Below are 18,941 nucleotides of genomic sequence, written 5' to 3'. Positions count from 1 at the left end.
CTAGCTCCCCTTGGGCGGCACGAGTTGCAGGTAGACGGTGGTGAGCACCAGGTTCAGCACGAACAGCAGCAAGAACGTGATGACCACGGACTGGTTGACCGCGTCGCCGACCCCCTTGGGGCCGCCCTTGGGGTTCAGCCCGCGGTAGGAGGCGACGACCCCGGCGACGAAGCCGAAGATGACGGCCTTGATCTCGCTGATCCACAGGTCGGGCAGCTGGGCCAGCGCGGAGAAGCTGGCCAGGTAGGCGCCCGGGGTGCCGTGCTGCATGATCACGTTGAAGAAGTAGCCGCCGAGCACGCCGACGACGCTGACCATGCCGTTGAGGAAGACCGAGACGCCCATCGCGGCGAGCACCCGCGGCACGATGAGCCGCTGGATCGGCGAGACGCCGAGCACTTCCATCGCGTCGATCTCTTCGCGGATGGTGCGCGAGCCGAGGTCGGCGCACATCGCGCTGCCGCCTGCGCCGGCGATGAGCAGCGCCGTGACGATCGGGCTGGCCTGCTGGATGATCGCGAGCACGCTCGCCGCGCCGGTGAACGACTGCGCGCCGATCTGCGTGGTCAGCGACCCGATGTGCAGCGCGATCACCGCGCCGAACGGGATCGAGACCAGCGCCGTCGGCAGGATCGACACGCTCGCGATGAACCAGAACTGCTGGATCAGCTCGCGCACCTGGAACGGGCGGCGGAAGGTCAGCCGGACGACGTCGAGGCCGAGCCCGTAGAGCCGTCCGGTCTGCCGCAGTGCGGCCGCCCCCGGGAACGACGCCGTCGTCGTCCGTTCGGCCATTCGTGTGCCTCCAGCGGTTTCGGCGGCACGCCGAATACACCCGAGATGACCAAGGGGAAATGGACCGAACGGGCTAACAATGGTCGGCCATTCACGGTCTCGGGGGCACCGTGCCGTTTCCTACTGGTCGGTACGCTAACGACGGCCTTGCTGGGAGACAAGAACTTGAGCAGGATCACGGGGTCACGGGCTGGTAACCGCACCATTTCTTGTCCGACGCTGACAAACGGACCCGATCTTGTTGTCAACGGAGGAAAAGAACCTCCGCTCCCGCCCGCACCGGCCCTTTACGATCCCCCCGCGTTTGTCCATTCCCGCGTACCGGAACGGTCGGTTCGCGTACCCCGGGGGTCGGCTCGCGTACCTGGAGGGTCGGCCGGCGAACCGACCCTCCAGGTACGCGAACCGACCGTGCGGGTACGCGAACCGACCGGCTGGGTACGGGTCAGGACTTGAGGGCGGCGAGGAGTTCGTAGGAGCGGACGCGGTCGGCGTGGCCGTGGACCATCGTGGTGACCATCAGCTCGTCCGCGCCGGTGTCGGCCAGGAGCTGCTCCAGTCCCTTGTGGACGGTCTCCGGCGAGCCGACGATGCTGGAACCGAAGCGCTCGGCCAGGAACGCGCGGTCCATTTCGGTGTACGGGTACTCCGCGGCCTCTTCGGGCGTCGGCAGCGCGATCGGGCGGCCGCGGCGGAGGCTGAGGAACGTCAGCCCGGAAGGGCCGGCCAGGAACCGGGCGCGCTCGTCGGTCTCCGCGGCGACCACGGACACGCCGAGCATCACGTACGGCTCGTCGAGCACGCCGGGCCGGAAGTTCTCCCGGTACAGCTGCACGGCCGGGAGGGTGTTCTCGGCCGCGAAGTGGTGCGCGAAGGAGAACGGCAGCCCGAGCCGCCCGGCCAGCTGGGCGCTGAAACCACTCGAACCGAGCAGCCACACCGGCGGCTGGTTGCCCTCGGCCACCACGGCGTTGACGCCGCGAGCCTCCGAATGGGTGAAGTAGCCGATCAGCTCCTGCAGGTGCTCCGGGAAGTTCTCCGCCGACAGCCCGCCCGGCCCCCGCAGCGCCAGCGCCGTCCGCTGGTCGGTGCCGGGCGCGCGGCCGATGCCGAGGTCGATCCGGCCGGGGTGGAACGCCTCCAGCGTGCCGAACTGCTCGGCGACGACCAGCGGCGCGTGGTTGGGCAGCATGATGCCGCCCGAGCCGACGCGGATCCGCTCGGTGGCGTCGGCGACGTGCCCGATCAGCACGACCGTGGCCGAGCTGGCGATGCCGGGCATGTTGTGGTGCTCGGCCAGCCAGTAGCGGTGGTAGCCCAGCCGCTCCGCGGCGCGGGCGAGGTCCAGGGTGTTGCGCAGCGTCTCGCCGACGGTGTTCCCCTCGGCGACGGGGGACAGGTCGAGCACGGACAGCGGCACGTCAGGCAGTGAGCTCACAACCGGGTCCAACGCCCCGGTGGCCCGGTTGCTTCCCGGACGGCGGTGACGATCTTCACGCCGCTCTCGCCGAACGGCCCCGGAACGGCCCGTGACCCGGCTACGGTGGGCCATCCGGAAAAAGGAAAAACAGGAGGACGGGTGCCGCGTCCGGAACGACCGTTGGACCCCGGGGACGATCTGCTGACCGAATTCGCCGCCGATCTGCGGCGGTTGCGCGAGAGCGCCGGAAATCCGACCTACCGCGAGCTCGGGCGGCGCGCGCACTACTCGGCCGGGACGCTGTCGGAAGCCGCCGGCGGGCGGAAACTCCCCAGCTTGGCGGTGACTCTGGCCTACGTCCGGGCCTGCGGTGGGGTGCCGGGGGAATGGGAAGAACGCTGGCACGCCGTCGCCGACGAGTCCCGCCGGGACGGTGCCGGTTCACCACCCGAGCGGGAACCCGGGGAAAATCCGCCGTACGTCGGGCTGGCCGCTTTCACCCCGGCCGACGCCGGCCGATTCTTCGGGCGGGAGCGGCTCGTCGAAAAGCTCGTCGAACGGCTCGCGAGACAACGGTTTCTCGCGGTTCTCGGCGCGTCCGGCTCGGGGAAGTCGTCGCTGCTGCGGGCCGGGCTGCTGCCCTCGGTGAAGGGCCCGGCCGTGCTGCTCACCCCGGGCGCCCGGCCGCTGCAGGAGTGCGCGGTCAAGTTCGCCGCCGCGCTCGGCGTCCCGCCCGGCGCCCTGCTCGACGACTTCACCGCGCAGCCGGGCCACCTCGGGCTCGCCGCCCGCCAGCTGGCCGACGGCGGCGACGCCGACCTCGTCCTGGTCGTCGACCAGTTCGAGGAGGTCTTCACGCTCTGCCAGGACGACGAGGAGCGGAAGCGGTTCCTCGACGCGCTGCTCACCGCGACCACCGCGCCCGGCAGCCGCACCCACGTGGTCCTCGGCATCCGCACCGACTTCTACACCCACTGCGCCCGGCACGCGCGGCTCGCCGAGGCCATGCAGGATGCCCAGGTCCTGGTCGGCCCGATGACGACCGAGGAGCTCCGGCAGGCCATCTCGCGGCCCGCGGTCGACGCCGGGTACCGCGTCGAGACCGCCCTGGTCTCGCGGCTCGTCGCGGACGCCACCGGCCAGCCCGGCGTCCTGCCGCTGCTTTCGCACGCGCTGCTGGAGACGTGGCGCCGCCGCCGCGGCACCACGCTGACGCTCACCGCGTACGAGTCGGCCGGCGGCGTGGAGCGGGCCATCGCGCAGACGTCGGAAGACACCTACGCGAAGCTGTCCCCGCGCCAGCAGCGGCTGGCGCGGCAGATCTTCCTCCGCATGACCGCGCTCGGCGAAGGCACCGAGGACACCAAGCGGCGCATCGGCCGCGCCGAGCTGGACACCGACGACGAGGACACCGCCGTCGTCCTCGGCGAGCTGGCCGCCGCCCGGCTGGTCACCCTCGACGACACCGGCATCGAGATCGCCCACGAAGCCCTGATCCGCGGCTGGCCGCGGCTGCGCGAATGGCTCACCGAAGACCGCGACGGCCTGCGCGTGCACCGGCAGCTCACGGAGGCCACCGACGCCTGGGAAGCCGTCGGCGAGGACCCGGGCTGGCTGTACCGCGGCACCCGCCTGGCCATCGCCCGGGAGTGGGCCGCGCGCCAGGACTCGGCGCTGTCCCGGCGGGAACGGCGGTTCCTCGACGCGAGCCTCGCCGTCGAGCACGCCGAGCAGGAACGCGACCGGCGCCGCACGCGGCGGCTGCGCCAGCTGGTCGCGCTGCTGGCCGTGCTGCTGGTCTTCGCCGTGGCCGCCACCGTCTACGCGGTGCGCGCGGAGACCACGGCCACCGAGCAGCGCAACGACGCCCTCGCCCAGAAGGTCGCCGGCCAGGCGCTGGCCATGCGCGCCACCAACCCCGCGCTGGCCGCGCAGCTCGCGCTGGCCGCCTACCGCCTCGATCCCGGCTCCGACGAGCGCAGCGGCCTGCTCGGCATGTTCGGGTCGCCCTACTCGACGCGGCTGACCGGGCACACCGGGCGGGTCAACACCGCCGCCCTCCGCCCGGACGGGCGGGTCCTCGCCACGGCCAGCTGGGACGGCACCGCGCGGCTCTGGGACGTCCACGACCCGCACCACCCGGTGCCGCTCGGCGTGCTCACCGGGCACACCGGCAACGTCAACAACGTCGCCTTCGCCGCCGACGGCCGGACCGTCGCGACGGCGGGCTTCGACGGCACGGTCCGCGTCTGGGACGTCGCCGACCCGGCCCGGCCGGGCGCCGGGACCACGGTCGAAGCGCACGAAGGCAAGGCGTACGCGGTCGCGTTCAGCCCGGCCGGGCCGCTGCTGGCGACCGCCGACGTCCAGGGCACGATCCGGTTGTACGACACCACCGACCCGGCCCGCCCCCGGCCGGCGGGGGAGCTGACCGGGCACACCTCCTACGTCAACAACCTGGCCTTCAGCCAGGACGGCCGGCTGCTCGCCTCCGCGTCGGCCGACAAGACGGCCCGCATCTGGGACGTCGCTTCGCGGCGTCAGCTCGGCGTCGCGGCCGGGCACACCGACGTCGTGCACGCGGTCGCGTTCGCCCCCGGCGGGCACACGCTCGCCACGGCGAGTCAGGACCAGACCGTGCGGCTGTGGGACGTCGCCGACCCGGCCCACCCGGCGCAGCTGGCCTCGCTGACCACGCACAAGGCGATCGTGCGCTCGGTCGCCTTCACCGCCGACGGGCGCACGCTGGCCACCACCGGCTTCGACCGCACGGCCCGGCTGTGGGACGTCGCCGACCCGCGGCAGCCGCGCGAGCTGCCGTCCCTGCCGGGGCACATCGGCGCGGTCGTCTCCGCGGTGTTCACCCCCGACGGCCGCACGCTGGTCACGGCCAGCGACGACCAGACCGCCCGGCTGTGGGACCTGCCCGGCCCCGGCATCCCGGCGCACACGGCCCAGACGTGCCACATCGCCTTCGGCCCCGGCGGCCGCCTGCTGGCCACCGGCGGCTACGACGAGACGGTGCGGCTGCACGACCTCGCCGACCCGCGCGCACCGCGGACGCTGGCGACGATCGGCGGCTTCGGCAACGCCGTCTGCGGGGTCGCGATCAGCCCGGACGGCCGCACCCTGGCCACCGGCAGCTGGGACCACACGATGGCGCTGCGGGACATCACCGACCCGGCCCACCCCGGTCCGCCGGTGGTGTTCAACCAGTACACCGACGACATCGACGCGGTCGCGTTCAGCCCGGACGGCCGGTTCCTCGCCACCGCCGGTCAGGGCCACACGGCCCGGCTCTGGGAGCTCGCCGATCGCGCGCACCCGGTGGAGATCGCGAAGCTCGAAGGCCACGACGACGACGTCCACACGCTCGCCTTCAGCCCGGACGGCCGGACGCTGGCGACGGCGGGCTGGGACCACACCGCCCGGCTGTGGGACGTCTCGGCGCCGCACGCCCCGAGGCTGCTCGCGAAGCTGGCGGGCCACACCGACACGGTGTTCTCGGTCGCGTTCAGCCCGGACGGACGGCACGTCGCCACCGCGAGCGCGGACCGCACGGTGCGGCTCTGGGACGTGGCGGACCCGGCGCACGTGCCACCCCCGGCGGTGCTGAACGGCCACACGGACATCGTCATGTCGGTGTCGTTCAGCGGCGACGGCCGGACGCTGGCGTCCGGCAGCTACGACCGCACGATCCGGCTGTGGGAGGTGGCGGGCGCGGCACCGTACGCGGTCCTGCCCGAGCAACGCGACCGCGTCTACGCCGTGCAGTACGCGCCCGACGGCCACACACTGGCCGGAGCGGTCGCGGACGGCACGGTCCGGTTGTGGGAGGCCGACCCGGACCGGGCGGCCGAACGGATCTGCCGCGCGGTGTCGCCGCGGATCACCGAAGCGGAGTGGGCCGCGAGCCTGCCGGACCTGGACTACGCGCCACCCTGCCCCTGACCGGGGTTGTTCGGCGTTGTTGTTCGGTGCCCGGGCGCGGACACCGAACAACCCGGATCGGCTAGACATGCCCTCGGACGCCGGACGTCCCCACTACGTTCATTCACCGGGGGTCTGAAGGGCTCCTTCGAGGGCACGGGAAACCCGCCTCCCGCCCCGCGAAGGGGCCCTTCAGCGTCTCCACCGTGTCCTGCCGCGGCCTGGTCGTGAGTGGTAAGGCGGGTTAGAACCCGCCTTACCACTCACGACAAGCCGCGGCAGGGGTCAGGCGGCCGGGATCCAGTCGGGGTTCGAGGCCAGCACGATCAGCTGCTGCGTCGCCCGGGTCAGCGCCACGTACAGCACCCGCCGGCCGGTCGTCGACTCGGTGATCAGGTCCACCGGCTCCACGAGCACCACCGCGTCGTACTCCAGGCCCTTCGAATCCAGGCTGCCGACGACCTTCAGCCGCTCGTCCGCCTGGCCGCCCAGCCAGCCCGTGACCTCCGGCACCCGGTCCATCGCCGTGATCACGCCGACCGTGCCCTCGACCGCGCCCAGCAGTTCCTTCACCGCCGCCTGCGTCGCGGCCGCGAGACCGGCCGCCTCCACCGGGCGGACCTCCGGCTCGACTCCGGTGCGGCGGACCGCCACCGGCAGCTCGCCGGACTCCGCGTGCCCGGCCACGACCTTCGCCGCCAGGTCGAAGATCTCCGCCGAGTTGCGGTAGTTCGTGCGCAGCGTGAACCGGCGCCGGGCCGTCTTGACGCCGAACGCCTGGTCGCGCGCCGAAGCCGCCTCCGCCGGGTCCGGCCAGGAGCTCTGCACCGGGTCGCCGACCACCGTCCAGCTCGCGTACTTGCCGCGGCGTCCCACCATCCGCCACTGCATCGGCGACAGGTCCTGCGACTCGTCGACGACCACGTGCGAGTACTCGTCGTAGTGCTCCGGCCGGGTCGGCGCGCCGCCCGAGCGCTCCGGCTCCACCTCGATCACCTGGCGCCGCTTGCGCTTCGGCGGCGGGCCGATCAGCACGCGCAGCTCGTCCAGCAGCGCCACGTCCGCGATCGACCAGCCCCGCGACCGGTCCGCGAAGTCCGTGGCCAGCATCGAGATCTCCGGGCGGTTCAGGATGCCCTTCGCCGCCGACGCCAGCCGCTTCTCGTCGCCCAGCCACTTGAGGATCTGCGCCGGGTACAGCACCGGCCACCACACGACGAGGAAGCGGTGGAAGTCGATCCGCTCGCCGAGGTCGGTGATCAGCTCGGCCCGGTCGATCTGCCTGCCGTCGTCCTTCGCGTGCTCCTCGGCCTTCGCGGCGAGGGCGTCCAGCAGCAGCTCGGCCGCCCGGATCCGCGACCGGTTCGGCGGCGCGCCCTGCGTGTGGGCCTTGCGGCGGATCTTCTCCAGCTCCCGCGCGCCCAGCTTCAGCACCTCGCCGCGGTAGACGATCCGCATCTCCTCCGGCGCCTCCGGCGGCGTGTCGCGCAGGGCCCGCAGCAGCACCTTCCGGATCCGCAGCGACCCCTTGACGGCGGCGAGCGGCGCCGCGTCCTGCCGCGTCGCCTCCAGGCCGTCGAGGACTTCGCCGAGCGCGCGCAGTTCGACGTTCGTCTCGCCCATCGAGGGCAGGACCCGCGAGATGTAGCTGGTGAACACCCCCGACGGCCCGATGACCAGCACGCCGGCCCCGCCGAGCTGACGCCGGTAGCGGTACAGCAGGTAGGCGGCGCGGTGCAGCGCGACCGCGGTCTTGCCGGTGCCCGGGCCGCCGGTGATCTCGGTGACGCCGCGCCACGGCGCCCGGATGACCTCGTCCTGCTCCTTCTGGATGGTCGCGACGATGTCGCGCATCTTCTCGCCGCGCGAGCGGCCCAGCGCGGCCATCAGCGCGCCTTCGCCGACGATCTGCATGTCCTCGGGCACGGCGTCGGCGATCAGGACGTCGTCGTCGACGTCGAGGACGTTCTGGCCCGAGCAGCGGATCACGCGCCGCCGCACGACGTCCATCGGCTCCTCGGCCGTGGCCTGGTAGAACGCCGCCGCGGCCGGCGCGCGCCAGTCCGTGACGAGGTTGTCGAACTCGGCGTCGCGGATGCCGAGCCGGCCGACGTAGGTGCGTTCTCCCTCGCGGTCGTCGAGCCGTCCGAAGACGAGGCCTTCGTACTCGGCGTCGAGCGTCTGCAGCGTCTGGTTGGCGTGGTAGACCATCATGTCGCGCTCGAACAGCATCGACGCCTGCTCGAAGATCGCCTCGCGCTGCGCTCCCTGGCCGATCTCGTAGCCCTTCGTGCGCATGGCCTCGGCCTGCACCCGCAGTTCGTCCAGACGGGTGTACACGCGATCGACGTGGGCTTGCTCGATGGCGATCTCGGCCCGTCTGACCCGAGGTTCGGACACGCATGGCTCCTTGACAGCTTTGGGAACGCCTCCGAGGGCGAAGAACGACTCTACGCGGTGGCCCCGGCGGGGACACCCGTGTCCCGGTCATCCGCGTGGCAGGCCGTCCCCGCACAATCGGGGGGTGACCAGGATCGTGGCCGGGACGGCGGGCGGACGGCGGCTGAAGGTGCCGCCGAAGGGCACCCGGCCGACGTCGGAACGCGTGCGGGAAGCCCTGTTCAACGCCCTGGAGACGGCGGGCGAGCTCGACGGCACCCGCGTCCTCGACCTCTACGCGGGGTCCGGCGCGCTCGGCCTGGAAGCCCTCTCGCGCGGTGCGGCCGACGCGCTGTTCGTCGAGGCCGACCGGCGCGCGGTGGACGTCCTGCGCGGCAACGTCACGGCGCTGGGCCTGGGCGGCACGGTCCGGGCCGGGCAGGTCGAGGCGGTGGTCGCGGCGCCCGCGCCGGCCGCGTTCGACCTCGTGCTCGCCGACCCGCCGTACGCGGTGGGCGCGGCGGAACTCGGGGCTGTCCTGGCCGCGCTGGCGGCGGGCGGCTGGCTGGGGTCGTCGGCCCTGGTGGTGATCGAGCGCGCGGCCCGCGACGGCGAGCCGGACTGGCCGCCGGGCTTCGAGCCGACCCGCGCGAAGAAGTACGGGGACACGGCGGTCTTCTGGGCGGAGTACACCGCTGTGGCGTGAGCCACGCGGCGGAAACCGGGGCCGGCACGGTAGCGTCCGCGCCATGCGGCGTGCGGTCTGTCCCGGTTCCTACGATCCGGCCACCAACGGCCACCTCGACATCATCGAGCGGTCCAGCCGGCTGTTCGACGAGGTCGTCGTCGCGGTGGGGGTGAACAAGAACAAGAAGGGCCTCTTCGAGATCGAGGAGCGCCTGGAGATGCTGCGCGAGATCACCGCGAAGCTGCCCAACGTGCGGGTCGACTCGTGGGAGGGCCTGCTGGTCGACTACTGCCGCGAGAACGACATCGCGGCGGTCGCCAAGGGCCTGCGCTCGGTCAGCGACTTCGACTACGAGCTGCAGATGGCGCAGATGAACCGCGAGCTCACCGGCGTCGAGACGCTGCTGATGGCGAACAACCCGGCGTACGGTTTCGTGTCCAGTTCGCTGGTCAAGGAGGTCGCCGCGCTCGGCGGGGACATCGAGCGGTTCGTGCCACCGATCGTCTACGAGCGCCTCTCGGAGAAGTTCCCGAAGCTCGGGGGCTGATCCTCCACAAGGGACGCCGTGTCCGGTTCCCGTCGTTCGGCCCCGTCCGTTCGTCGGGACTTCGGCCCGGTGGTGGCGGAGTTCACGTCGACGTCTCCCGACGATCATCCGATCGGGCTACGGTCCGAAAATGACCAACTACCGATCGCGCCTGGCTGCCGTCCTGTTCGCGCTCCTGGCGACGCTGTTCGCCGGGGTCGCTGCCGCGCCGTCTCCGGCCGTCGCCGCGCAGAACGCGTGCGGGAACCTGTCCGGCTTCTCGCACACGACGCTCTCGGCGCTCCCGGCCGAAGCGACGACGACGTACAACCTGATCCAGACGAACGGGCCGTTCCCGTACCCGAAGAACGACGGCGTCGTCTTCGACAACCGCGAAGGCGTCCTCCCGGCCTGCGCGTCGGGGTACTACCACGAGTACACGGTGCCGACGCCCGGCTCGAGCACCCGCGGCACGCGCCGCATCGTGACGGGCAGCGCCGGCGAGTACTTCTACACCGGCGACCACTACGCGACCTTCCAGGTCATCGACGTCGGCGGCGGCACGACGCACGCGTGCGGCGACCTGTCGGGCCTGGCGAAGATCGGCTATTCCCAGCTGTCGTCGGCGGCGAAGACGGTCGTGAACAACGTCCGCGGCGGTACGGCCACCGGCACGACGTACGAGAACCGCGAAGGCGTGCTGCCGTCCTGCGCGTCGGGCTACTACAAGCTGTTCGCGGTCGGCACGAACGACCGCGTGATCTCCGGCAAGGCGGGCGAGCTGGCCTACACGCCCGACCACTACGCGACCTTCAAGCGGATCGACCTGAACTCCTGATCTTCGCGCCGGTCACCGGGCGTGGCCGCAGGGGGACACGCCCGGCGCCGGTCGCGTTCACCGCTTCCGCGCCGGATGCGGGCAGACTGGTGCACAGCGACAGGGGATTGGAGTTGCCGTGTACCGGGTTTTCGAGGCGCTCGACGAGCTCGTGACGATCGTCGAGGAGGCGCGCGGCGTCCCGATGACGGCCAGCTGCGTGGTGCCCCGGGGGGACGTGCTCGAACTCCTCGACGACGTCCGCGACGCGCTGCCCGCGGAGATCGACGACGCGCAGGACGTCCTGGACAAGCGCGACGACCTGATCCACGCCGCCCGCAAAGAGGCCGGCGAAACGGTGGCGGGCGCGAACGCCGAGGCCGAGCGCACGATCGCCGACGCGACCGACGAGGCGGAGCGCATCCTCGCCGACGCCCGCGCCCGCGCGGAGCAGATGCTCGCCGACGCCCACGACCAGGCCGACCGCACGGTGGCGGCGGGCCAGGCGGAGTACCAGAACCTGACCGACCGCTCGCGCGCGGAGTCCGAGCGCATGATCCAGGCCGGCCGCGACGCGTACGACCGGGCCATCGAGGACGGCCGCGCGGAGCAGGCCCGCCTGGTGGCCCAGACGGAGGTCGTGCAGGCGGCCCACGCGGAGTCGGCCCGCATCGTGGACGAGGCCCACGCGGAGGCCGACCGCCAGCGCGCGGACTGCGACGCGTATGTGGACGGCAAGCTGGCGGAGTTCTCGGAGCTGCTGGCGACGACGCTGCGGACGGTGGACTCGGGCCGCAACCACCTGCGCTCCCCGGCGAACCTGCCCAGCTCGGGCGGGCGGCCGACGCTGTACGACTACCAGGTGTGACGAGCTTCTCAGCCGCTCCGCCTGCCCCGCGCACCCCGCCTCAAGTGTCGCGAATGACTCATTCGGGACCTCCGACGTCCCGAATGAGTCATTCGCGACACTGCGGGCGCCCGCCGGGCCGTCCCAGCTCAAAAGGGGTGGCGAACGGTGCGTACCCTGGACGGGATGTCCGAGAACAAGACCCCCCAGCTCGACGACCGCAGCCCGTGGGTGATCGACACCCGTGAGCTCGGCCGTCACGCCGGCCTGAGCCGCGCCGTCCGGCGCAGCGTGCCGGTGGAGACGCCGCTCGGCGTCCCCGATGTCATCACCATCGAAGCCGGCTCCGAGCTGGAACTCGACCTGCTCCTCGAGTCCGTCGTCGAAGGCGTCCTCGTCAGCGGGACCGCCAAAGCCACCGCGAAGGGCACCTGCGCGCGCTGTCTCGACCCCCTCACCGAGGAGGTCGAGGTCGAGGTGCAGGAGCTGTTCGCCTACCCCGGCTCGGTCACCGAGGAGACCACCGAGGAGGACGAGATCCCCCGGCTGGTCGACGACCGGATCGACCTCGAACCGATCGTCCGCGACGCCGTCGTGCTGGCGCTTCCGCTCGCTCCGCTGTGCACCGAGGACTGTGCCGGCCTCTGCACGGACTGCGGTGTCAAGTGGGCCGATCTCGAGCCCGGACACGGGCATGAGAAGATAGACCCTCGGTGGGCCGCACTCGTCGAGCGATTCGACGAGAACGCGGGCGAAAAGCCTGCGCCGGGCCCAGCTGAGCAAGCCTGACGAGCGCCCCAGCTCGTTCCGGAGGAAAGTTCGCTCGCACGACCGCGAGCAGACCGTCATAAGGAGATCTACTCGTGGCCGTCCCGAAGCGGAAGATGTCGCGATCCAACACGCGCTCCCGCCGCAGCCAGTGGAAGGCGGCTCCGGTGCAGCTGGTGCCCTGCTCCAACCGCGCCTGCAAGCAGCCGAAGCTCCAGCACGTCGCGTGCCCGTCGTGCGGCCAGCACAACGGCCGCCAGGTCGTCGAGCCCGCCTGATCGGGTAGCCGACATGGGGGGCAAGACGTCCGGGGGACCCGCAGCCGATCCGGCGCCGTTGCTCGAAGCGCTCGGGGTCACCCTCGACCCCGAGCTGCTCCGGCTTTCGCTGACCCACCGTTCGTACGCGTACGAAAACGGGGGTCTGCCGCCGAACGAGCGGCTGGAGTTCCTCGGTGACGCCGTGCTCAGCGTCGTCGTCACCGATCACCTGTACACCACCCACCCCGACCTGCCCGAAGGTCAGCTCGCGAAGCTCCGCGCCAGCGTGGTCAACATGCACGCACTGGCGCGGGTGGCCCGCGGGCTCGGCGAGGGCGGGCTCGGGGCGCACCTGCTGCTCGGCAAGGGCGAAGAGCTCACCGGCGGCCGGGACAAGGCGAGCATCCTCGCCGACGGCCTGGAGGCGGTGATCGGTGCCGTGTACCTCGAACACGGCATCGAGATCGCGCGCAAGCTCGTGCATCACCTCTTCGACGGCCTGCTCGCCGAAGCGCCGCTGCGCGGGGCCGGGCTGGACTGGAAGACGAGCCTGCAGGAGCTGACCGCGTCGGCCGGTCTCGGCGTGCCCGAGTACAAGGTCGAGGACACCGGGCCGGACCACCGCAAGGAGTTCACGGCCACCGTGCTGGTCGCCGGCCGTCCGCTCGGTCACGGCACCGGGTCGACGAAGAAGGAAGCCGAACAGAAGGCCGCAGAGACGGCCTGGCGTTCGCTGTCCGCCGAACTCGAGGCGCAGAAGCCGGCCGAGCCGGAGTCCTGATCAGCGGGAACCTCCGTTGACGATTTCCCGAACCGCTCAGTAACGTGTGGCCGTCCGCCGCGCTCGTTCCTGACTGAGAGGTTGGCGGAATGCGTCTGCTCTTCGTTCCCCTGCTCGCCGCGGCGCTCGTCGTCGTGCCCGGCCCGGCGGCGTCGGCCGCGCAGATCCGCGTCACGTCGCTGCCGGCGCTGCAGTCCGCGATGGACAAGGCGAACCCCGGGGACACGATCGTCCTCGCCGACGGCAGCTACTCCGCGGGCTCGACGCTGTCGATCAAGCGGTCCGGCACCGGTTCGGCGCCCGTGACGATCGCCGCCGAACACACCGGCAAGGCGACGATCACCGGCTCGAAGACGTTCTCCTTCGCCGGGGGAGTCCACAATGTCGTGCTGCAGGGCTTCAAGTTCCGCAACGGCGCTGCGCTGAGCGTTCCGGCCGGGGCGTCGCACAACCGCTTGTCCCGCAACGACTTCCAGCTCACCGGCGACGGCAACTGGGTGTCGGTCAACGGCGACGACACCGAGGTCGACCACAACGTCTTCCAGAACCGCACCAGCCAGGGCGTGTTCCTGCAGATCCTCGGGCCGTCGGACGCCATGGCGCAGAACGTCCACGTGCACCACAACTACTTCTACAACCACCAGTTCTCCGGCGACAACGGCGGCGAGTCGATCCGGCTCGGGCTGAGCAACCACCAGTCCTACTCCGCGCACGCGGTCGTCGAGAACAACCTCTTCGAGAAGGCCGACGGCGACATCGAGGCGATCTCGGTCAAGTCGTCCGACAACGTCATCCGCTACAACACCATCCGCGACAGCAAGGGCTACATCGTGCTGCGCCACGGCAACCGCAGCACGGTCGAGGGGAACGTGCTCTTCGGCTCGGGCATCCGCTTCCACGGGAACGACCACAAGATCGTCAACAACTACGTGGCCAATTCCGGCGGGCGCGCGATCGTGTTCGGCTCCGGTGACGAAGCCGACAGCGGGCCGACGAGCAAGCTGCACGACCGCCCGGACCGCGACACCGTCGCCTACAACACGTTGATCGGGTCGAGCAGCGTCATCGACGGCGACGGCGGCAACTTCAAGCCGAAGGACTGCGTGGTTGCGGACAACATCGTCAAGGGGAGCTCGGGCACGCTCGTGACGCTGCCGAGCGGGTCGACCGTCAAGTACGAGGGCAACATCACCTTCGGCGGCACCGCGGGGATCCCGTCGCGGAACGTCGACCCGAAGCTGGTCAAGGACGCCGCCGGGCTCTACCGGCTGGCTTCGGGGAGCCCGGCGATCGACGCGGGCACCGGGTCGTACCCGTACGCGGCGAAGGACTTCGACCTGCAGGCCCGCACGAGCCCCTTCGACGTCGGCGCCGACGAGTACTTCGCCTCGGGGACGACCCGGGTTCCGCTGACGAAGGCCGACGTCGGACCGGCCGCTTCCTAGGCGCCTTTCGAAAACTGTCGTACCCCCCGGGCACAATGGCCGCATGCCCGAACTTCCCGAGGTCGAAGTCGTCCGCCTGGGGCTGCAGGCGCACGTCGCGGGGCGGACCATCCGCGAAGCGGAGGTCCTGCACCCGCGCGCCATCCGCCGGCACGCCCTGGGCGCGGAGGACTTCGCGCAGCGGCTCGCCGGCACCCGTGTCGAGGCGGCCCGGCGCCGCGGCAAGTACCTGTGGCTGGAGCTGTCCGACAAGGAGGCGCTGCTGGCCCACCTCGGCATGAGCGGGCAGATGCTGGTCCAGCCGGAGGGCGCGCCGGACGAGAAGCACCTGCGGGTGCGGCTGCGCTTCGACGACGACGGGCCGGAGCTGCGGTTCGTCGACCAGCGGACGTTCGGCGGCCTGGCGCTGGACGACCTCAACGACGTCCTGCTGCCGGACACGATCGCGCACATCGCGCGCGACCCGATGGACCCGGAGTTCGACCTCGACGCGGCCGTGCGCGCGCTGCGGTCGCGGCGCACCGAGGTCAAACGGGCGCTGCTCGACCAGACGCTGGTGTCGGGCATCGGCAACATCTACGCGGACGAAGCCCTGTGGCGCGCTCGCCTGCACTGGTCCCGGCCGACCACGAAGCTGACCATGGCGAAGGGGCGCGAGCTGCTCTCGGCGGCGTCGGACGTGATGAACGCGGCGCTGGGCGCGGGCGGCACGTCGTTCGACGCGCTGTACGTGAACGTCAACGGGCAGTCGGGGTACTTCGACCGCTCGCTGGACGCGTACGGGCAGGAAGGCCTGCCGTGCCACCGGTGCGGCACGGCGATCCGGCGCGAGCCGTTCATGAACCGTTCGTCGTTCTCGTGCCCGCGCTGCCAGCCGCGGCCGAGGGCGAACTCGGGTTGATAAATGGGAGGTGTCTTTCAGCTAGGATGAATATGCCTGGTAGCTGAGGGAGTGCATCGTGGTCAAGGAGCGCGCAAAGTCGACGCTGGCCGACAAGATCGACCGGCTGTTCCACGTGGTGCGCCGGCCCGACCGGGAGCCGTACAGCAACGAAGAGGTCGCCAAGGCCTGTCGTGAGGCCACGGGCGAAAGCTTTTCGACGACGTACTTGTGGCAGCTGCGCACGGGCCGCCGCGACAACCCGACCAAGCGCCACCTCGAGGCACTGGCGCAGTTCTTCGGCGTCCCACCGGCCTACTTCTTCGACGACGAGCAGAGCACGAAGATCGCGGAGGAGCTGGCGCTGCTGGGCGCGTTGCGCGACGCGGGGGTCCGGGACCTGGCCCTGCGCGCGGTGACGCTGTCCTCGGACGGCCTGGACACGATCAGCGACATGATCGACGCGATCGCCCGGAGGGAGGCCGGCCGCGGCACCCCGAAGAAGGAGGGCTGACGGTGGCTCCGGCCTCGCCGCCGGGCCTGCGGGCGGCCGGTGCGGACTCCGGTTCGCCGGTGGGGAACCATGTCGGGCATCCGCGCGTCGGATTTTTCCCCGGCCGCGCAACCACGGGACCGCTGCCGCGTTGATCCGGCTGGAACCGTGTGGCCCGGTGTGGTGAGGGAGGCCTGAGGAGTGGCGCGACCATCGTGGCGGCGGCGACCGGCCCGCTCGCTCTGGCAGCGGGCACGCGAAGTCGCCGATGCCGTCACCCTGCCCGAACCGTTCGACGCCGGGGACTTCGTCGCGGCGCTGGCCGCCGAGCGGGGGCGCCCGATCGAGCTGATGCCCGTCAGCGCTCCCGAAGGCGCGCCGTGCGGGCTGCTGATGAGCACCGAACGCGCCGACTACATCCTCTACCCGACCGGCACGACCGCGCTGCACCGGCGGCACATCCTGCTGCACGAGGTCGGGCACCTGCTGTGCGGCCACGTCGGCTCCGACGCCGGCGCCGACGGCGTGGCCATCGACGCCGCGGCGGGACGGCAGCTGATGCCGAACCTCTCGCCCGAGCTCGTCCGGCGCGTGCTGGGACGCACCACCTACACCGAGGTCGAGGAGCGCGAAGCCGAACTCGTCGCGAGCCTGCTCGCGCAGCGCGTCGTCCGGCCGGCCGAGCCGCGTGAGCCCGCGCCCGGTGTCCCGGACGGCGTGCGGCGCTTCGATTCCGTGTTCGGCCGCCGCACGCCGTGATCGAGTCCCTCGCCTACTACCTCTGCCTCGCGGGCTTCGCCGGGTTCGGGTATAAGCTGATCGAGGCGCGCGGCAGCCAGCCGCCGCGCACGATGTGGTTCCTCGCCGGCTTCGGCATCTGCATCGCCACCAGCATCGTCGTGCTGACGCCAGCGATGTCGGCCCTCGCCGGCCCCGGCCCGGTCGCCGAGTGGGTCCTGAGCCTGGCCGGCGACGAGCTGAAGCTGGGCGCGATCGGCTTCGCGGTCGCCTTCACGCAGTCGGTGTGGCGCGGCGAGGGCGCCCGGCTCGCGCCGCACGCGCTGTTCACCGGCGCGACGATGGTGCTGCTGGCGGTGTCCTTCGCCCTTTCCGCGCCGCGGCGCGTCGGCGACGACACGGTGTTCTCCGGGGCCGGCCTGCCGTTCGCCCTCGCCGACAAGGCTTTGTTCCTGCTCTACAGCCTGATCAGCCTGGGCCTGCTGTTCGCGGTGTTCGCCCGCAGTGCGTGGCACGCGGAGCCGGGACCGCTGCGCGCCGGGCTGTGGCTGCTGGTGGTCGGCGTGGGTTCGGCGTTCGCGTGGACGTTCTGGGACGTCGACGACGTCCGCAGCCTCGCGCAGACGGCGCGGATCGCCGCCCGGGAGGACGTGCTGTCGTCGGTCCTCGCGGCCGTGACGATCGGTTCCGTGGCCGCCGGAGCGACGCTGAGCGCGTGGTCGCCGGCGGTGGCGTCGGTGATCGGCCGGGTCCGCGCGTACCGCGCCTACCGCCGCATCGAGCCGCTGTGGACGGCGCTGCGCACGGCGGTCCCGGGCATCGCCCTGGACCCGGGCCGCGCACTGGCGGGCGGCGCGGAGTTCGCGCTGTACCGCCGGGTCATCGAGATCCGCGACGGCCACCTGGCGCTGCGAGCCCACTTCGACCCGGACCTCCCGGCCCGCGCGGAGGCGGCGGCCAGGCGCGCGGGAGTCCGCGAAGCGGAGGTGGCGGCCACGGTGGAAGCGGTGACGCTGGCGGCGGCGATCGAGGCGGGCCGCGCGGGCCGCCGGTTCGACCGCGCTCCCGCCCACGAACCCGGCCCGGACGCGGACGTCACCGCGGAGGCGGCCTGGCTGATCCAGGTGAGCCGGGCGTGGCGCCGCCGCGACGCGCTGGTGGAGAAGGTGAAGGCGGCGGCCGGGTAGCGGAAGAGAATCGTGCTGCGGGAAGGGCCGCCGCTTCCCTCAGCGCGGGTAGCGGGCCCCGTTCACCGTCACCCGCAGCGTGTACAGCGAGCTCGAAGCCGTGATGAACAGTTCGTTCCCGCGCGCTCCGCCGAAGGTGAAGTTCGAGCAGATCTCCGGGATCCGCAGCTTGCCGATCCGGGTTCCGTCCGGCGCGAAACAGTGCAGGCCGTCGTGGGCTGCCGCCCACACCTGGCCTTCACTGTCCACGCGGACTCCGTCGAAGCCGCCGCAGTCGCTCGTCGCGAAGATCTCGCCGCCCGTCAGCTTCCCGCTCTCGCCGACGTCGAACACCCGGAGGTGGCTCGGGTCCTGGCGGGTGTCCGCGATGTACAGCCGTGATTCGTCCGCCGAAAACGCCAGGCCGTTCGGCCGCGAGAAGTCGTCCGCGACGATCGCCACCGTGCCGTCCGGGGCCGCCCGGTACACGTGGCAGCCGCCGATTTCGCTCTCCGCGCGGTAGCCCTCGTAGTCGCTGTCGATGCCGTAACTCGGGTCGGTGAACCAGATCGACCCGTCCGAGTGCTCGACGACGTCGTTCGGGCTGTTGAGCCGCTTCCCCCGGTACTCCGCCGCGATGACCGTGATCGAGCCGCCGGGCTCGGTGCGCGTCACCCGGCGGGTGCCCTGCTCGCAGCTGACCAGCCGCCCGCGGCGGTCGACCGTGTGCCCGTTCGTGTAGTTCGACGGTTGCCGGAACACGCCGACGTGGCCCGTCGTCTCGTCCCAGCGCAGGGTGCGGTCGTTCGGGATGTCGCTGAACACCAGGTACCGGCCGGCCGGGAAGTACGCCGGGCCCTCGGTCCAGCGGCAGCCCGTGTGCAGGCGCTGCATCCATTCATCGCCGTTGACGTGCTTGAACCGCTCGTCCAGCTGCTGGAAGTCCGTCTTGACCAGGTCCATCGACTCACCCCTAAATCAGATTCTGTCGAAAGCATGGATCACCGA

At 71.7% G+C, this 18,941-nt stretch carries 17 protein-coding genes; 13 read left to right on the top strand and 4 right to left on the bottom strand.

Annotated elements, in window-relative coordinates; translation table 11 throughout:
- Both OO60_RS24600 and OO60_RS24595 read right to left on the bottom strand, forming a co-directional pair.
- Window positions 1-795 carry an MlaE family ABC transporter permease gene (locus OO60_RS24600; protein ID WP_003090618.1) on the bottom strand — a complete coding sequence of 265 codons (795 nt, stop codon included), beginning with the start codon at window positions 793-795 and terminating at the stop codon, window positions 1-3.
- A gap of 445 nt (window positions 796-1,240) precedes the next feature.
- The gene (locus OO60_RS24595; protein WP_205624192.1) at window positions 1,241-2,233 is read right to left on the bottom strand and encodes an LLM class flavin-dependent oxidoreductase; all 993 of its coding nucleotides are present in this window, start codon (window positions 2,231-2,233) and stop codon (window positions 1,241-1,243) included.
- A 141-nt stretch (window positions 2,234-2,374) separates the two neighbouring features.
- Here OO60_RS24595 and OO60_RS24590 point away from each other — a divergent pair, with 141 nt between their 5' ends.
- Window positions 2,375-6,166, top strand: a complete 3,792-nt coding sequence (locus tag OO60_RS24590) for an nSTAND1 domain-containing NTPase (RefSeq protein ID WP_476726803.1) — start codon at window positions 2,375-2,377, stop codon at window positions 6,164-6,166.
- 264 nt (window positions 6,167-6,430) lie between these two features.
- Here the strand turns inward: OO60_RS24590 and OO60_RS24585 are convergent, their stop codons facing one another.
- Complete coding sequence (locus tag OO60_RS24585) at window positions 6,431-8,545, bottom strand: HelD family protein (RefSeq protein ID WP_003090624.1); 2,115 nt, start codon at window positions 8,543-8,545, stop codon at window positions 6,431-6,433.
- 124 nt (window positions 8,546-8,669) lie between these two features.
- Here OO60_RS24585 and rsmD point away from each other — a divergent pair, with 124 nt between their 5' ends.
- The 12 genes from rsmD to OO60_RS24525 all read left to right on the top strand — a co-directional run bounded on the left by rsmD (window position 8,670) and on the right by OO60_RS24525 (window position 17,954).
- Window positions 8,670-9,230 (top strand): 16S rRNA (guanine(966)-N(2))-methyltransferase RsmD, encoded by a 561-nt coding sequence (rsmD, locus tag OO60_RS24580; RefSeq protein WP_205624193.1) that lies wholly within the window; start codon window positions 8,670-8,672, stop codon window positions 9,228-9,230.
- A gap of 43 nt (window positions 9,231-9,273) precedes the next feature.
- Complete coding sequence (gene coaD, locus OO60_RS24575; RefSeq protein ID WP_003090628.1) at window positions 9,274-9,759, top strand: pantetheine-phosphate adenylyltransferase; 486 nt, start codon at window positions 9,274-9,276, stop codon at window positions 9,757-9,759.
- A gap of 130 nt (window positions 9,760-9,889) precedes the next feature.
- On the top strand, window positions 9,890-10,576 hold the full coding sequence (locus tag OO60_RS24570) for a ribonuclease domain-containing protein (protein WP_003090630.1): 687 nt from the start codon (window positions 9,890-9,892) through the stop codon (window positions 10,574-10,576).
- Between the two features lie 118 nt (window positions 10,577-10,694).
- A complete protein-coding gene (locus tag OO60_RS24565; RefSeq protein WP_003090632.1) occupies window positions 10,695-11,423 on the top strand; it encodes a DivIVA domain-containing protein in 729 nt (242 codons plus the stop codon).
- Window positions 11,424-11,588: 165 nt separating this feature from the next.
- Window positions 11,589-12,191 (top strand): YceD family protein, encoded by a 603-nt coding sequence (locus OO60_RS24560; protein ID WP_003090634.1) that lies wholly within the window; start codon window positions 11,589-11,591, stop codon window positions 12,189-12,191.
- Window positions 12,192-12,265: 74 nt separating this feature from the next.
- Complete coding sequence (gene rpmF, locus OO60_RS24555) at window positions 12,266-12,448, top strand: 50S ribosomal protein L32 (protein ID WP_003090635.1); 183 nt, start codon at window positions 12,266-12,268, stop codon at window positions 12,446-12,448.
- Between the two features lie 13 nt (window positions 12,449-12,461).
- Window positions 12,462-13,211 (top strand): ribonuclease III, encoded by a 750-nt coding sequence (gene rnc, locus OO60_RS24550; RefSeq protein WP_209441401.1) that lies wholly within the window; start codon window positions 12,462-12,464, stop codon window positions 13,209-13,211.
- An 89-nt stretch (window positions 13,212-13,300) separates the two neighbouring features.
- Window positions 13,301-14,656, top strand: coding sequence for a polysaccharide lyase 6 family protein (locus OO60_RS24545; protein WP_003090637.1), 1,356 nt, complete (start codon window positions 13,301-13,303; stop codon window positions 14,654-14,656).
- A 43-nt stretch (window positions 14,657-14,699) separates the two neighbouring features.
- Window positions 14,700-15,557 carry a bifunctional DNA-formamidopyrimidine glycosylase/DNA-(apurinic or apyrimidinic site) lyase gene (mutM, locus tag OO60_RS24540; RefSeq protein ID WP_003090639.1) on the top strand — a complete coding sequence of 286 codons (858 nt, stop codon included), beginning with the start codon at window positions 14,700-14,702 and terminating at the stop codon, window positions 15,555-15,557.
- A gap of 58 nt (window positions 15,558-15,615) precedes the next feature.
- Window positions 15,616-16,050 (top strand): helix-turn-helix domain-containing protein, encoded by a 435-nt coding sequence (locus OO60_RS24535; RefSeq protein ID WP_003090642.1) that lies wholly within the window; start codon window positions 15,616-15,618, stop codon window positions 16,048-16,050.
- A 180-nt stretch (window positions 16,051-16,230) separates the two neighbouring features.
- A complete protein-coding gene (locus OO60_RS24530; RefSeq protein ID WP_003090643.1) occupies window positions 16,231-16,788 on the top strand; it encodes a hypothetical protein in 558 nt (185 codons plus the stop codon).
- Window positions 16,785-17,954: an MAB_1171c family putative transporter gene (locus OO60_RS24525; protein ID WP_003090645.1), complete on the top strand. Its 1,170-nt coding sequence runs from the start codon at window positions 16,785-16,787 to the stop codon at window positions 17,952-17,954. Before OO60_RS24530 ends, OO60_RS24525 begins: the two co-directional genes overlap by 4 nt.
- Before the next feature lie 39 nt (window positions 17,955-17,993).
- On the opposite strand, the gene OO60_RS24520 is transcribed toward OO60_RS24525, so the two are convergent.
- A complete protein-coding gene (locus OO60_RS24520) occupies window positions 17,994-18,896 on the bottom strand; it encodes an SMP-30/gluconolactonase/LRE family protein (protein ID WP_003090648.1) in 903 nt (300 codons plus the stop codon).
- Between the last annotated feature and the right edge of the window lie 45 nt (window positions 18,897-18,941).

This window comes from Amycolatopsis vancoresmycina (assembly GCF_000716785.1).
Lineage (GTDB): Bacteria > Actinomycetota > Actinomycetes > Mycobacteriales > Pseudonocardiaceae > Amycolatopsis > Amycolatopsis vancoresmycina.
The sequence above is the reverse complement of the archived record's forward strand: the minus strand, read 5'-3'. Positions and strand labels throughout refer to the sequence as shown.

What these genes read in the sequence shown, in the direction of transcription:
- OO60_RS24600 (WP_003090618.1), bottom strand. Translation starts at nt 795, where the DNA reads ATGGCCGAACGGACGACGACGGCGTCGTTCCCGGGGGCGGCCGCACTG.
- coaD (WP_003090628.1), top strand. Translation starts at nt 9,274, where the DNA reads ATGCGGCGTGCGGTCTGTCCCGGTTCCTACGATCCGGCCACCAACGGC.
- OO60_RS24570 (WP_003090630.1), top strand. Translation starts at nt 9,890, where the DNA reads ATGACCAACTACCGATCGCGCCTGGCTGCCGTCCTGTTCGCGCTCCTG.
- OO60_RS24560 (WP_003090634.1), top strand. Translation starts at nt 11,589, where the DNA reads ATGTCCGAGAACAAGACCCCCCAGCTCGACGACCGCAGCCCGTGGGTG.
- rnc (WP_209441401.1), top strand. Translation starts at nt 12,462, where the DNA reads ATGGGGGGCAAGACGTCCGGGGGACCCGCAGCCGATCCGGCGCCGTTG.
- OO60_RS24545 (WP_003090637.1), top strand. Translation starts at nt 13,301, where the DNA reads ATGCGTCTGCTCTTCGTTCCCCTGCTCGCCGCGGCGCTCGTCGTCGTG.
- mutM (WP_003090639.1), top strand. Translation starts at nt 14,700, where the DNA reads ATGCCCGAACTTCCCGAGGTCGAAGTCGTCCGCCTGGGGCTGCAGGCG.
- OO60_RS24520 (WP_003090648.1), bottom strand. Translation starts at nt 18,896, where the DNA reads ATGGACCTGGTCAAGACGGACTTCCAGCAGCTGGACGAGCGGTTCAAG.